The organism is Leucobacter denitrificans, from assembly GCF_014396385.1.
Taxonomy (GTDB): Bacteria; Actinomycetota; Actinomycetes; order Actinomycetales; family Microbacteriaceae; genus Leucobacter; species Leucobacter denitrificans.
Window position 1 is genome coordinate 1022249 of record NZ_CP060716.1, and the last position, 14302, is coordinate 1036550.

12 protein-coding genes are annotated in these 14302 nt (G+C 64.1%); 1 reads left to right on the forward strand and 11 read right to left on the reverse strand.

Annotated features, from left to right (window positions below; genetic code table 11):
• Positions 1-90: 90 nt before the first annotated feature.
• From hemQ to H9L06_RS04980, 6 genes are all read right to left on the reverse strand, one after another.
• A complete protein-coding gene (hemQ, locus tag H9L06_RS04955; RefSeq protein ID WP_187556110.1) occupies positions 91-777 on the reverse strand; it encodes a hydrogen peroxide-dependent heme synthase in 687 nt (228 codons plus the stop codon).
• Entirely contained in the window at positions 774-1592 is an 819-nt protein-coding gene (locus tag H9L06_RS04960; RefSeq protein ID WP_187556111.1) for an iron ABC transporter ATP-binding protein, read from the reverse strand. The genes hemQ and H9L06_RS04960 overlap by 4 nt, the downstream gene beginning before the upstream one ends.
• Positions 1589-2617, reverse strand: a complete 1029-nt coding sequence (locus tag H9L06_RS04965; RefSeq protein ID WP_246454503.1) for an iron chelate uptake ABC transporter family permease subunit — start codon at positions 2615-2617, stop codon at positions 1589-1591. Before H9L06_RS04965 ends, H9L06_RS04960 begins: the two co-directional genes overlap by 4 nt.
• Positions 2610-3692, reverse strand: a complete 1083-nt coding sequence (locus H9L06_RS04970) for an ABC transporter permease (protein ID WP_187556112.1) — start codon at positions 3690-3692, stop codon at positions 2610-2612. Before H9L06_RS04970 ends, H9L06_RS04965 begins: the two co-directional genes overlap by 8 nt.
• Entirely contained in the window at positions 3689-4696 is a 1008-nt protein-coding gene (locus tag H9L06_RS04975; protein WP_223165219.1) for a siderophore ABC transporter substrate-binding protein, read from the reverse strand. Before H9L06_RS04975 ends, H9L06_RS04970 begins: the two co-directional genes overlap by 4 nt.
• A 216-nt stretch (positions 4697-4912) precedes the next feature.
• Positions 4913-6265 carry a hypothetical protein gene (locus H9L06_RS04980; RefSeq protein ID WP_187556113.1) on the reverse strand — a complete coding sequence of 451 codons (1353 nt, stop codon included), beginning with the start codon at positions 6263-6265 and terminating at the stop codon, positions 4913-4915.
• A gap of 115 nt (positions 6266-6380) precedes the next feature.
• Between H9L06_RS04980 and purL the strand changes: the two genes are divergently transcribed.
• Positions 6381-8708, forward strand: coding sequence for a phosphoribosylformylglycinamidine synthase subunit PurL (gene purL, locus H9L06_RS04985; protein WP_187556114.1), 2328 nt, complete (start codon positions 6381-6383; stop codon positions 8706-8708).
• A gap of 75 nt (positions 8709-8783) precedes the next feature.
• Here purL and hemL read toward each other — a convergent pair whose 3' ends face one another.
• From hemL to H9L06_RS05010, 5 genes are read right to left on the reverse strand one after another with little or no spacing between them, the layout of a single operon-like run.
• Positions 8784-10091 carry a glutamate-1-semialdehyde 2,1-aminomutase gene (gene hemL, locus H9L06_RS04990; RefSeq protein ID WP_187556115.1) on the reverse strand — a complete coding sequence of 436 codons (1308 nt, stop codon included), beginning with the start codon at positions 10089-10091 and terminating at the stop codon, positions 8784-8786.
• Positions 10088-11074 (reverse strand): porphobilinogen synthase, encoded by a 987-nt coding sequence (hemB, locus tag H9L06_RS04995; RefSeq protein ID WP_187556116.1) that lies wholly within the window; start codon positions 11072-11074, stop codon positions 10088-10090. Before hemB ends, hemL begins: the two co-directional genes overlap by 4 nt.
• On the reverse strand, positions 11071-11883 hold the full coding sequence (locus H9L06_RS05000) for a uroporphyrinogen-III synthase (protein ID WP_187556117.1): 813 nt from the start codon (positions 11881-11883) through the stop codon (positions 11071-11073). Before H9L06_RS05000 ends, hemB begins: the two co-directional genes overlap by 4 nt.
• Positions 11880-12905: a hydroxymethylbilane synthase gene (gene hemC / locus H9L06_RS05005; RefSeq protein WP_187556118.1), complete on the reverse strand. Its 1026-nt coding sequence runs from the start codon at positions 12903-12905 to the stop codon at positions 11880-11882. Before hemC ends, H9L06_RS05000 begins: the two co-directional genes overlap by 4 nt.
• Positions 12902-14302, reverse strand: a complete 1401-nt coding sequence (locus tag H9L06_RS05010; RefSeq protein WP_187556119.1) for a protoporphyrinogen/coproporphyrinogen oxidase — start codon at positions 14300-14302, stop codon at positions 12902-12904. Before H9L06_RS05010 ends, hemC begins: the two co-directional genes overlap by 4 nt.

Below are 14302 nucleotides of genomic sequence, written 5' to 3' on the forward strand. Positions count from 1 at the left end.
AGAAAAATAGGCTCCACACTCACGTGAGAGCCTATTTTTCTGCGCAGATTTTGGGTGGTGGTGGTGGGTGGGCGCCGACGCCGCTCGCGCCTAGCGCAGGACGTCGAGTACCTCGCTGAGCTCGATGCGACGACCGGTGTAGAACGGTGTCTCCTCGCGCATGTGGCGACGCGCCTCGGTCGCGCGGAGGTGGCGCATGAGGTCAACGAGGTCGGTGAGCTCGTCGGACTCCATCGGAAGCAGCCACTCGTAGTCGCCCAGCGCAAACGCCGAGATCGTGTTGGCAACAACCGACGTGTGAGTCGCACCCTTGCGCCCGTGATCGGCGAGCATGCGAGCCCGATCCTCGTCAGGCATGAGATACCACTCTGCGTCGCGAACGAACGGGTAGAGCGTGAGCCAACCGCGTGCCGTCTCGCCGCGCAAGAAGCCAGGAACATGCGCGCGGTTGAACTCTGCCGTACGGTGCACGCCCATTGCGTTCCAGGTGGGAAGCAGGCGCGCAATCGGTGCCGCCCGGCGCAGTTCGCGAAGTGCAGCCTGAATCGCCTGCGCGTCGGGTCCGTGCAACCAGACCATGAGGTCAGAATCTGCTTTGAGGCCCGAAGTGTCGTACCACCCGCGGATCGTCACACCACTCGCCTCGACTGCCGCAGCAGCGCGCTCGAGCTCAGCCGCACCAGCTGAATCATCGGCTGGCTGTGCCGACGCAGGATTGCGCCTGAAGACTGCGAAAAGCGCGTAACCGAAAGCCTCTTGCTCGTTCTCGTTACTCATGTTGTGAGTGCTCCTTCGTGTTCCGCTGCCACATTGGCAGCGGGTTGTAGTGGTTCAACTCGGTAGTACAGCGCGACCTTGTGTTTGCCGTGCTGCACCACTTCAACTTCGGTGCCGAAGACCTCTTCGAGCACCTGGGGTTGCATGATCTCATCGGGCGTCCCAGACGCGATAACGCGTCCGTCAGCGAGTGCGACAATTCTATCGGCGTATGCTGAGGCGAAGTTCACATCGTGGACCACCAGCACGATCGTCTTGCCGAGCGCGTCTGCGGCCGCCCGAAGCTGACGCATCATGCTGGCAGCGTGACGCATATCAAGACCGGTGAGCGGCTCGTCGAGCAGCACGTAATCGGTATCCTGCGCGAGCACCATGGCGACGAAGGCACGCTGGCGCTGGCCACCCGAAAGCTCGTCGATAAACCGGTCTTCCATGCCCGCGAGGTCAAGAAAGGCGATCGCGGCGTGGATCGCTCGGCGATCCACCTCGGTGGGTCTGCCGTTCGAGTGCGGAAAGCGACCGAAGCTCACGAGCTGACGCACGGTGAGCCTCGCCATGAAGTGGTTTTCTTGGCGAAGGATCGAAACAACCTTCGCGAGTTCCTTCGGCTTCGAGGCGACAACATCGAGCCCACCAACTGTCACGCGACCGGTGTCCGCGGAGAGCAGGCGACCGATGATGGTGAGCATCGTCGACTTGCCCGCGCCATTTGGTCCGATAAGAGCTGTGATGCCGCCGGGCTCAATCTCGAGGTCGATCGGGCCAAGCACTCGGCGGCCCGCGTAGGTCTTGCCTACCTGTTCGAGCTGGATCATCGCAGCCCCTTTCTCAGTAGGACAATAAGGAACAAAACCCCTCCAACGAACTCAATGATGACGGTGATGAGCCCGCCGGCGGAGAAGATGTGCTTGAGCACGAACGTTGCGCCGAGGAGCGTGACGAGGCCAATGCCGATCGCGAGAGGCAGGGTTTCTGAGTGCGAATCGTTGCGCGCAAACTGGTACGCGAGCGTCGCGACGAGGAACCCGTAGAACGTCATGGGGCCGACCATGGTGACCGACACCGAAATGAGCACTGCGACGAGCACCAGAATGGTGACGATCTCGCGCTTGTAGTGCACACCGAGGCCGACTGACACGTCGTGCCCCAGCGCGACGACGTCGTAGATCTTTCGTTTGCGCCAAACGTACGCGACGATGAGCAGGGTGATGGCCGCGGCGTAGGGCAGGTAATCCACGTTGCCGTTGCCGATGCTGCCGAAGAGTTTGGCGCTCAAGATGTCGAACTCACTCGGTGTGAGGAGCCGCTGCATGAAGGTCGAGATCGATCCGAAGCCCATTCCGAGCACGACCCCGACGAGCAGTAGTAGGTGCAGATTCGCGCGTTTGCCCGAGAAGAGCCACCCGTAGAGCAGCGTCGCAAAGACGACCATGATGCCGCTCTGGGCGATGATCTTCGGGATGCCCTCCATACCAGCAGCCGCGGACCCAAACACGAACACGAGCGAGGTCTGCGTGAGCACGTAGAGCGCGTCAAAGCCCAGAATCGACGGAGTGAGGATTCGGTTCGATGATGCCGTGTGGAACAGTACCGTGGCGACGGATTGGCAGACCGCGACAAGCACGATCGTGGCAAGCGCGGTGAGCCGAGTGCCCACAATGATCCAAAACCCATCTGACCCAGCAGGCGCGGGATTGCCGTAGACAAGCACGGAGATCGCGAGCGCAACAGCAACGCCGAAAACGATGATGAGCGGCAAGAATTGCCGCCAGCGCGGGGCCTCGGGCTCGAGTTCGTCTGGGAGCACACCTTCGGGGCTCAGCCGAGTAATACTAACCACGGTATCTACTCCGCATCAGAATCGCGATGAAGACGACGCACCCGACGAGGCCGAGGACCATCGATACCGGCACCTCAAACGGAGCGCGCACCGTGCGACCGATGAGGTCGCACACGGTCACCAGCGCGACGCCACCGAGACACACCCAGGGCAGGTTGCTTCTCACGTTGTCGCCGCGGATCATTGCCACTGCGTTCGGAACAACGAGCCCTAAGAACGGCAGGAACCCTACGACAACCGTCGTAACACCCGCCGCAACAGCAACGAGCGCGGTACCCGCGATGAGAATCGTTTCGTACCGCATGCCAACGCTCGTTGCGACCTCTTTACCAAGGCCCGCAACGGTGATGCGATCAGCAAGCAAAAAGACGAGCAGCGTGACGATGGCGACAACCCAGAGCACCTCATAGCGACCGCGAACAACGCTCGTGAAGCTGCCCATGAACCAGGTACCGAGCATCTGCAGCAGATTCGTCTGCACGGCAAGAAATGTGGTGACGGCGCTGACCACGGCACCAAGCATGATGCCGATCAGGGGCACGACGAGTGTGGTGCGGATCACAACTCTGCGCAGAATCACCATAAACGTCATGGCACCCACAAACGCGAACGCGCTCGAGACCGCCATGCGCCCGGCAAGACCGATAGCCGGCGCGAAGATCGCCGTGAGGAGCAGTCCGAGCGACGCCCACTCTGTAGTGCCCGATGTGGTCGCGTCAACAAACCTGTTTTGGGTGAGCATCTGCATGACGACGCCGCTCGCCGCCATAGCTGCACCCGCAAGCAAGAGCGCAACTGTGCGGGGCACGCGCGTGATCCACATCATCTCTGCGCCCAACTCGCCATTCGTGACGTCATAGGCACCGACGAAAAGCGACGTTGCGAGCAGGCCAACGACGACGAGTGTTGCGAGCGCGAGGGGCCAGACTTTCGCGCGAGGTGCCGGGGAGACTTCCGTAGCTTCTGCGGCGTCTGTCGCCACCCGGCTCGCGGTTGGAAGAACAGGCGAACGCCCGCTCTTGCGAACGGGCGTTCCCTGACCACTCTGGCCGGTGGCGTCTTTCACCAGGCTCATGAGGCTGAGAGTGCATCCTTCAGCTGGGTAAAGAGCTCGGTGTAGAGCTGAATATCTTCGCGCAAGTAGAAGTTTGCGTCGAGGTACACGATCTGACCGTTCTGCACCGCTGTAACGTTCTGGAGCGCTTCTGAACCGGCGATGAGTTCGTCTGCTGGAACCGCAGATGCATCGCGGTTCTCGGGTGCGAATGATGCGTCGCGATCGAGAACGAGGAGCCAGTCAGGGTTTGACTGAGCGATTGCTTCAACGGAGATCTCGTCGCCGTGCGACTCGTCTTCGGCAGTCTGCTCGATTGCGGGCACGAGTCCGAGTGCCGGGAACACTGGGCCAACGCTGCGGCCATCGTTCGGCGCTGCGTATGCGATCTTGCCGCCCGAAGTGATGAGGCCCATGACGGTATCCTCACCGTTGTAGGCTTCCTTGGCGCCAGCGATCGCTGCGTCGAGGTCGTCGTTGAGCGCCTGCGCTTCATCTGCGTGGTCGAAGATCTCACCGAGCGCCGTGCTCATACGCTTGAGCTCTTCAACGAGGTCTTCGCCATCACGTGGCGCGAGCTCGATAACGACTGCCTGCGGGTTCTGGGCCTTGATGTCATCGTACGATCCACCGAAACGGCCGCCACCAATGATGAGATCGGGCTGCGCCGCCACGATCTGCTCAAGGTCTGGTTCGCGGTGCGTTCCGACGTCGAATACGTCGTCGTTCTCGCGGTACTCAGGCCAGAGGGTGCCCATCAGGCCCTTCGGTGCTGCAGCAAGCTCAACATCCCAGTCGCTGAGGGTCTGGTACACGTGGTTGTCGAGTGCAACTACGGTCTCGGGGTTTACCGGAACCTCGACCTCTCCGTGGTTGTCGGTGATGGTCACGGAGGTGGCCGCGGCAGGCTCTCCTTCTTCCGCGGCTTCAGTTGACGAGGAGCAGGCTGAAAGGGCGAGCGCCGCTGCCGTCGCGAGTGATGCTACTGCGAGCAGGCGGGAACTGCGTGCGTGTCGGAGTTTCACGTTGTCGTGTCTCTTTCGTAAGGGGGTGGGGAGAAAGCGCGCGATGCTTCGCGTGGAAGCAAATCAAGGTCTCAATGAAGGGGTCCGTGCACAGACCGGCTCCGCCATTGAAACCTTGCAAAGGTCAGCCTAACCTCAGATTCATCTGATGATCAAGCTGGATTTGCGAAGCTCTCTCTAAATCCCAGATCAGAGACTAAAAAATTGCCGAAATTGCTAGAGCTGTGGCGGCTGAGGCGCCCCTGGAACGCTGAAGTCTGGCTGGCCATCAGGACCAGCGGGGATCGGGCTGCCATCAGCAAACGTCGGCCACGGGAGCAGCTCTGGCTCTGGTTCGAAGTCAGATTGTGGCTCTGGCACCGGCACGGACTCAACAACCGGCTCGCCCATGGGCGCTGCCTGCTGCTGAGCATCGTGTGCGCGCTGCTGAAACTGGAACCCCTCGGGTTGCAGTAGCGTCGCACTCGCCTGAGTATCTTCATCGTCTTGAGCAGATTCACTCGCGGGAATCATGACCTCATCAACAACCGGACTCGCAGCGACCTGATCTGACTGTGACTCAGCGGGAGGAACCTGATCAACCCGCGTCTCTGCGACAGAAGCCTGAGGAGCCACATTAGTCTGAGGACTCAGATTCTGGGCCTCGTACCCGGCGGCAACGTTCTCGTTAGCCTGGCCCGTGTAATCCTGCGGCGGGTACTGAGCGGCATACGGTTGGGCAGGATACGTCTGACCGGCAACTGACTGGCCGCCATACCCCTGCCCTGCATACTGCTGAGAACCGTACTGCTGAGCAACATACGGCTGCCCTGCATACCCCTGGACAGCAAACGCTTGCGCCTCAGCGGCACGGGCCGACTCGCGGCGCGCTGCCCGCTCGTCCGATCCACTCGCCCAGCGCAACAGCAGGGTGACCGAAAGGCCCAGAGCAGTGAGGATCAGCACAGCGGTTGCGATCTTCCAGTACAGGTCGGGGATCTCGAGTTCAAAGGCCTCGATGCCAACTGGCGCGGTAAAGAGAATGCCCGAGAGCACTGCGAGCACGCTCGTAATAAAGGCGAAGGTATTGGTGGCCCCGCCCGACTTTGCGCCCGCACGCAGCAGCAGCTCGCAGCACAGGATCACAAGCCTGGTGACCACAATGACGAGCACCGACTTCCAGAAGATCTCGAACATGAGCGAGAACGCGTCGTACGGCGTGATCCAGATAACAATGAGCAGCAGACCCAAAATGTACGTGTTGGCGATGAGCGCGACCGGCGCGTACCAATCGTTCTGCTTCTCTCGACTCGTGTCGATGGCGGTAAATACGACGAACACCGCGAAGAGCGCGAACGTCGAGAAGACCCGCTCGAAACGCCCCTCAAAGTCGCCGATGAAGAGGAGAGAGATCGACGCCACGGTCAGGCCGATGAGCAAAATGATGCTCACCTTGAGGAACGTCGACATCTTCTTTGGAGCCGCAGCTGGTGACTGCGTTTGCGCGGCGTACCCTTGCGCAAATGTTGACGTCTCGTGGGCAGTCTGCGCCTGAGATTCTGCGAACTGCGGGTCGTGTGTATCGCTCATGCTCCCTAGTCTTCCGCCAAGGGGTGACAATTGGCAACACACACGCCTGAGAACATCGCTCAGTTAGGCCCAGCGAGCGGCATTCGTCGCGCGAAAAGCCACGTAGACTGAGGGGGTGACTGACAACTCTGCTTCCCTCGCCCACCCAGATACAGTTGCCGACGCGATCGCGACTCCTGAAAAAGAGCAGCCGTATGCTGCACTGGGCCTGAAGCCCGACGAATACGACAAGATTCGAGAGATTCTTGGCCGCCGCCCAACCTCGGGCGAGCTTGCCATGTACTCGGTCATGTGGTCTGAGCACTGCTCCTACAAGTCATCGAAGATCTACCTGCGCCAGTTTGGCAAGAAGGTCAACGACAAGATGCGCGAGCGCCTCTTGGTCGGCATCGGCGAGAACGCTGGTGTGATCGATGTCGGCGAGGGCTGGGCCGTCACGTTCAAGGTCGAGAGCCACAACCACCCCTCATACATTGAGCCGTTCCAGGGCGCCGCAACCGGCGTTGGCGGCATTATTCGCGACATCATTTCGATGGGCGCCCGCCCGGTCGCTGTGATGGATCAGCTGCGCTTCGGCGCGATCGATCACCCCGACACCGCCCGCGTCGTGCACGGTGTCGTCTCAGGCATCTCCTCATACGCGAACTGCCTCGGCCTGCCAAACATCGGCGGCGAGACCGTGTTTGATGGCGTGTACCAGGCAAACCCGCTCGTCAACGCACTCGGCGTTGGCGTGCTGCGCCACGAAGATCTGCACACCGCTAACGCTTCGGGCCTCGGCAACAAGGTCGTGCTCTTCGGCGCACGCACAGGTGGCGACGGCATCGGCGGTGCATCGATTCTCGCGTCAGACAGCTTCGACGAGGGTGGCCCCACCAAGCGCCCCGCGGTACAGGTCGGCGACCCGTTCGCTGAGAAGGTGCTCATCGAGTGCTGCCTCGAACTCTTCCAGGCAGAGCTTGTCGAGGGCATTCAAGACCTCGGCGCGGCGGGCATCTCGTGCGCGACGAGTGAGCTCGCGGCAAACGGCGACGGTGGTATGTTCATCGAGCTCGACAGCGTGCTCCTGCGCGACCCGTCGCTCACCGCCGAAGAGATCCTCATGTCAGAGAGTCAGGAGCGCATGATGGCGATCGTTGCTCCTGAGAAGCTCGACCAGTTCCTCGCTGTGACGAAGAAGTGGGACGTCGAGACGAGCGTGCTCGGCGAGGTGACCGACACGAACCGCCTCGTCATCAACTGGCGCGGCGAAGAGATCGTGAACGTCGATCCGTCGACCGTCGCAGTCGACGGCCCGGTCTATGAGCGCCCGGTCGCTTATCCTTCGTGGATCGACGAGCTCCAAGCAAACTCTGTGGTCGCTGCAGGCCTCGCCCGCGAAGACTCGGGCGAGAAGCTGCGCGAGCAGCTCATCCAGGTCGCGTCGTCGCCAAACCAGGCCGATGTGTCGTGGATCACGAACCAGTACGACCTGTACGTTGGCGGTAACACTGCACTCTCGTTCCCAGACGGCGCAGGCATGATCCGCGTCGACGAGGAGTCGGGGCTCGGCATCGCGATCTCGACCGACGCGAACGGCCGCTACTGCCAACTCGATCCATACGCTGGCGCACAGCTCGCACTCGCGGAGTCGTACCGTAACGTCGCAACATCTGGTGCGGTGCCCACAGCAGTCACCGACTGCCTGAACTTTGGCAGCCCCGAGAACCCCGAGGTCATGTGGCAGTTCTCGAGGGCTGTCGAGGGCCTCTCAGACGCCTGCCTCTCACTCGAGGTGCCGGTAACCGGCGGCAACGTTTCGTTCTACAACCAGACGGGCGATACCCCGATCCACCCAACGCCGGTCGTCGGTGTGCTCGGCATCATTGACGACGTGGCGCGTCGCGTGCCCTCGGGCTGGCAAGATCGCGGCGAGCACCTCTACCTGCTCGGCACCACTCGCGACGAGCTTGATGGCTCTGCGTGGGCTGAGGCCGTGCACGATCACCTCGGCGGGCTGCCCCCGAAGGCGAACCTTGACGACGAGCGCAATCTCGCCGAGCTGCTGCACGCTGCAACGCAGGGCGGGCTGCTCTCGGCCGCGGTCGACCTCTCTGAAGGCGGTCTCGCGCAGGCTGTCGTCGACGGCGCACTGCGCTTCGGCGTGGGCGCACGTGTGTGGATCGACGAGATCATGGAACGCGACGGCGTCGACGCGACTGCAGCACTCTTCTCGGAGTCGCAGGGCCGCGTGCTCGTTGCGGTTTCGCACGAGGAAGACGTGAAGTTCCGCGGCCTGTGCGAGGGTCGTAACTACCCAGTGCTCAAGGTCGGCGTCACCGATCTCACCGGCGACGAGGCAGCGCTCGAGCTGCAGGGCCGCTTTACCCTGCAGCTTTCCGAGCTGCGCGACGCGGTGCGCGCAACGCTTCCCGCAGCCTTCGGCCCGATCATCAGCGAGTAATTCGGTTTACTTCCCGCAAACGTAGAGGCAGCTACCCGGTCAATACTCGGGCAGCTGCCTCTACGTTTGCGCGGCTTAGGCTAAGGCCGCCGCCCGAGCTGCGGCTGGCAGCGCTTCGGCGATCCGCTCGAGTGCGCGCTCGTCGTGAGCCGCGCTTACGAACCACGCTTCGAACGCGCTCGGCGGCAGATTCACTCCGTCGGCGAGCATCGCGTGGAAGAACGCTCGGTGCTGCTCGATGTTTTGCGTGAGCACATCGTCGTAGATGCGTGGCGCTTCAGAGTACTCGCCGAACAGCACACTGAGCAGCGTGCCTGCCCGCTGTATGCGGTGCGCGACACCGGCCTCGGTGAGCGCCTCGGTGACCGAGGCAGCAACTGTATCGGCCGCCATTCCCAGCCGAGCGTAGGCTGCGCTATCGGCATGCTGAAGTGTCGCGAGGCCCGCGGCCACGGCCAGCGGATTCCCCGAGAGCGTTCCACCCTGGTAGACCGGGCCGAGCGGAGCGAGGAGATCCATCAGCTCGGCACGACCACCAAGCGCCGCGAGTGGCAAACCGCCGCCCACAACTTTGCCAAACGTGAAGAGGTCGGGAGTGACACCCTCGGCGACGTTTTCGCGCTCGATGCCCCAGTAGCCCGACGGGCCAGCACGGAACCCTGTGAGCACCTCGTCGGTGATGATGAGTGCGCCGTTCTTGTGCGCGATCGAGATGAGTCCCTCGGTGAACCCGGGCTCGGGCGGCAGCACGCCCATGTTCGCGGCCGCGGACTCAACAATGACCGCAGCGATCTGCCCGTCGTGAGCCGCGAATGCTGCCTCGACTGCGCTGAGGTCGTTGTACGACAGCACGAGCGTCTGTGCGGCTGTCGCATCGGTGACTCCGGCTGATCCGGGAAGGCCGAACGTCGCGAGGCCCGACCCTGCCGCGGCGAGCAGCCCGTCGGAGTGGCCGTGGTAGTGGCCAGCGAACTTGATGATGAGCGGCCTTGAAGTTGCGCCTCTGGCAATGCGGATCGCCGTCATCGTCGCCTCGGTGCCGGTTGAAACGAGGCGCACTCGTTCTACCTCGGGCATGCGCTCGATGATTGCCTCGGCAAGCTCCGCCTCGGCCGGCACGGAAGCGCCGAACCCGAGGCCGCGCGCCGCGGCCTCCTGCACTGCCGACACGACGGCTGGGTGCGCGTGCCCGAGCAGCGCCGGCCCCCAAGCGCCAACGAGGTCGACGTACTCGACACCATCGGCGTCGGTCACGGTCGGGCCACTGCCCGACACGAAGAAGCGCGGCGTGCCACCGACCGATCCGTACGCGCGAACCGGCGAATTCACACCGCCGGGAATCACCTTGGTCGCGCGCTCGGCGTACTGTTCGTTGAGGCTCATCGGATCCACCCCGCAATCTCGGTCGCGAAGTAGCTCAGAACGACATCAGCCCCCGCGCGCTTGATGCTGAGCACTGATTCTTCGATAGCACGCCTGCGGTCGATCCACCCCTGCGCGGCGGCGGCCTCGATCATCGCGGCCTCGCCCGAAACTTGGTATGCCCACACTGGAACGCTGCTCGCGGCGGCGACGTCGGCAAGCACATCGAGGTAGCTCATCGCCGGCTTCACCATCACAACGTCGGCGCCCTCAGCGATGTCGAGTTCGGCTTCGAGCAGCCCCTCGCGCCGGTTCGCCGGGTCCATTTGGTAGCCGCGTCGGTCGCCCGTGAGCTGCGAGTCGACGGCTTCGCGAAACGGCCCATAGAAAGCCGACGCGTATTTTGCCGAGTACGCGAGCAGTGCGGTGTCGGTGTGCCCTGCGGCGTCGAGGGTGGATCGAACCGCCGCAACCTGCCCGTCCATCATGCCTGAGAGGCCGAGCACCTGTGAACCTGCTTCGGCCTGTGCGAGCGCCATTGCGCGGTAGCGCTCGAGCGTCGCATCGTTGTCGACTTCGGCAGGGCCCCCGTCGGTCGACGGGGCAAGCACGCCACAGTGCCCGTGGTTGGTGAACTCATCGAGGCAGAGGTCGGTCTGCACGACGAGCGCGTCACCAACCTCTTCGACGACAGCGCGCGTCGCCACGTTGAGAATGCCCGCGGGGTCATCGGCCTGGCTGCCCTGCGCGTCACGTTCGGCGGGAATACCGAAGAGCATCACGCCACCGATACCCGCGGCCGCAGCCTCGGTCGCCGCGGCACGCAGCGAGTCGATTGTGTGTTGCATAACGCCAGGCATTGAAGCGATTGCGTTTGGCTGCGAGATCCCCTCGCGCACAAACATGGGCAGCACAAGATCTCGTGGGTGCAGTCGGGTTTCTGCGGCGAGTTCGCGGATCGCGCGGGTTGCGCGCAATCGGCGGGGCCGAACGGTGAGGGTCATGCGGTGACTCCTTCGCTGTGGGTGGATGGGTCTGTGACGTATTCAGCTAGCGCTCGCACGATGCCTTCGCTCGTTTGCTCGGTCGCTACGACGTGGGCGGTCATGCCGAGGCGGGCGAGTTCTCTCGCGGTTGGCTCGCCGATCGCGGCGATGATGGTGTTCGAATTCAGATCGCTGAATCGGTGCGAGAGCGCGCGGGCATTCGAGCTGCTCATTACGAGCACCGCACCGAGACTCGCGGCAAGTTGAGCATCGCGCTCTGGGTCTGCGGGTACTTCGAGCGTGCGGTACGCGGTGATTCGATGTGGATCATGACCAGCTTCACGAAGCGACTCTTCGAGCGTCGGCTCAGCTATCTCTGAGAGCGGAAGCAGCAGTCGGGCGCCACTCGACACGGGGTGCGCCTGCAGTTCTGCGACGAGCGCATCCGCCAGCGAGCGGCCCGTAAATTCATCGTCTGGTTGCAGGTCTACGCTGAAACCGACGGCCGCGAGTGCGCGTGCGGTCGCGGGTCCAACTGCGGCAACCTTGCCGTGACCAGAACGTGCGCCGGCCGCAGAGAACGCGAGAGCTCCCTGCGCACTAGTGACGGCGAGCCAGTCGTATTCCCCAGCGTTCCATCGCGCCACGGCATCGAGCAGCTCCCGCGGATCCGCGGGCGGGGCGTGCTCGATGAGCGGAACGAGTTCTGGGTTGCCGCCGTGTGAGCGCACGAGCTGGGCGATCCGCTCACCAGGCTCGCCCGCGCGCGGCACCAACACGCGCAGCCCGTCGAGCCCACGCTGCACGCCGCGATCGGCACCGCTCACTGGCGAGGCCCCAACGGCGCGAGGTCTGCCGCACCGCGCTCAAGAAGTTCTGCCGCCACCTGCTGCCCGAGCCGCTCGGGCACCGAACCAGCGGTCTCAGTCGTGGCTTCGGCGCTACTCCACGGCAGCGAGGCGGTCGCTGTGAGGCTGCGCGTACCATCGAGGCTGTACACGGTCGCACTGAGGGTCAGCGATCCACCGTCGACAGATGCCGTCGCCCCGATCGGAGCCGCGCACCCGGCTTCGAGCGTTCCAAGCATCACGCGCTCGGCGAGGGCCTCTGCCCGCGCCTGCGGATCTTCGAGCGCTGCGAGTGCCTGAGCGATCGTCGGGTCGCCGAGGTCTGCGCTTCGCACCTCGATCGCGAGCGCCCCCTGACCGGGCGCTGCTGGCGTCTTGGCAAGGTCGAACCGCTCGGTGATCGCGCTCTCGCGCCCAATGCGGTCGAGTCCCGCCGAAGCGAGCACCACGGCATCGAGGTCATTGCTCACGCGACCGAGCCGCGTGTCAACGTTGCCGCGAAGGTCGTGCACGTGGAGGTCTGGGCGACGCTCAAGCAGCTGCGCAACGCGCCTGGGCGAGCCGGTGCCGACGTTCGCGCCCGCAGGAAGCTCTTCGAGCGTGAGCCCGTCTCGCGCGCAGAGCGCATCTCGCGGATCCGCACGAACTGGCACCGCCCCGAGCGCAATGCCCTCGCACGGCCCCGTCGGCAAATCCTTGAGCGAGTGCACAGCGACATCGCAAGCACCACCGAGCAGTGCCTCGCGCAGCGCGCTCACGAACACTCCGGTGCCACCGAGCTGCGAGAGCGGAGCGGTCGACACATCGCCGTGTGTCTTGATGATGACGAGGGCGACATCACACCCGGTCGCCTGCGCAATTGCCTCGGCGACGGTCGTGGTCTGCGAAACCGCGAGCGCGCTCCCCCGCGTGCCCACGCGAATGAGCCCGAGTGCAGCGGCGAGCTGCCCCTCGGCCCGGTAGACGCGCCCTGCGGGCTGGCTGTGCGGTGTGGTGTTCATGTGGATCGCACCTGGCTTTCATCTGATTCGTTCAACGTGTGTTGAGCTTCTGCGAGCAGCGCACGCGCCGCCTGCCTGGCGCCCGGCACCACAGACGCGAGGCCGGTGCCGTGCACCCAGTCACCCGCGAGGCCGATTCCTGGCTGCGGAGTGAGCGGCTGGTTCGCATCAGTAGCAGTGCTGGTCACCCAGATCTTGCGCGCGGCGTCGCGAATAGCGTCTGCGCGAAGTTCGACCCCGAGTATGCGCGAGGCATCTTGGCGAGCCAGTTCGTAGGCTTCGGCATCACTGAGCGCCACGGTCTCTGGCTCGCTGCCAGCGCGGCCGTACGAGAGCCGCACGACGTGCACGGACGAGTCGCGCATCGCGCGACGATCCGCCCACTTCGCGGTCACGTGGGTGAGCGCCTTCGCGGCGATGCCGGGTGTGCCCGGCGCCACGAGCGCGCCCGTGCCGCGGGGTGCGGCGTCGAGCCGTGAGTCCTCGATCGCGAGCGCGATGACTTCAACGCGGGTGCCGGGCTGCAGTTCCCGGGGTTGATCGTCACCGACGGAATCTGCGTCGGAACTCGCAAGCAACGCGCGAGTCGTCACCTCTGGGGTCGCGAGCAAGATCGTGTCGGCGGGTTCCGCGCCATCGGGGGCGAACGTGCCGAGGTGCTCGACGCTGTGCCCGGTGTGGATCGACACCCCCAACCGCTCGAGATCGGCGGCGAGCGCAGTCACCAGCCCGGCCATTCCGCCTCGGAGCGCTGCGACGGCACCGCCCGCCGCGCTGCTGCTGTCGCGGAGGCTGCGTGCCGCGCGAATGAGTGATCCCTCGCGTTCGTATGCTTCGGCAAGGTCTCGGAGGCGTGACAGGCTGAGTTCTTCGGGCGCCGTGGAGTAGACCCCGAGGGCGACCGGGCGCACGAGTCTGTCGAGCACGCGCTCGCCGAGCCGCCTGCGCACGAGGTCGGCGAGTGTCGTCGCGCGATCCACCGTGCGGTCACGAGGGAGAAGCGGCTCGAGCGCTGCTCGCAGGGCACCCCAGGTGCCAAGCACGCGACGGGACGCGCGCCCGAGTGGCGCAGAAGGAATACCGAGCGCGCCGCCCGGTGGGAGCGGGAGCGAGCGCTCTTCAGTGACCACCCACGAGCCGAGCGGCTCAGGCCGCACCACTTCTGATGCGAGACGGAGTTCTTCGATGAGCTGCATGACAGCGCCACCGCGCGTCGCAAATGCTTCGGCCCCAATATCTATCGGAGCACCAGCGAGCGCCGTGCTTCGCACGCGCCCACCAAGCTCCGAAGCACGTTCGTACAGCGAGACCTCTGCCCCGCCGAGCGCGAGTTCTCGCGCCGCGACGAGCCCAGCGATCCCGCCACCAACGACGGCGACGGTGATTCGGGTACTCAC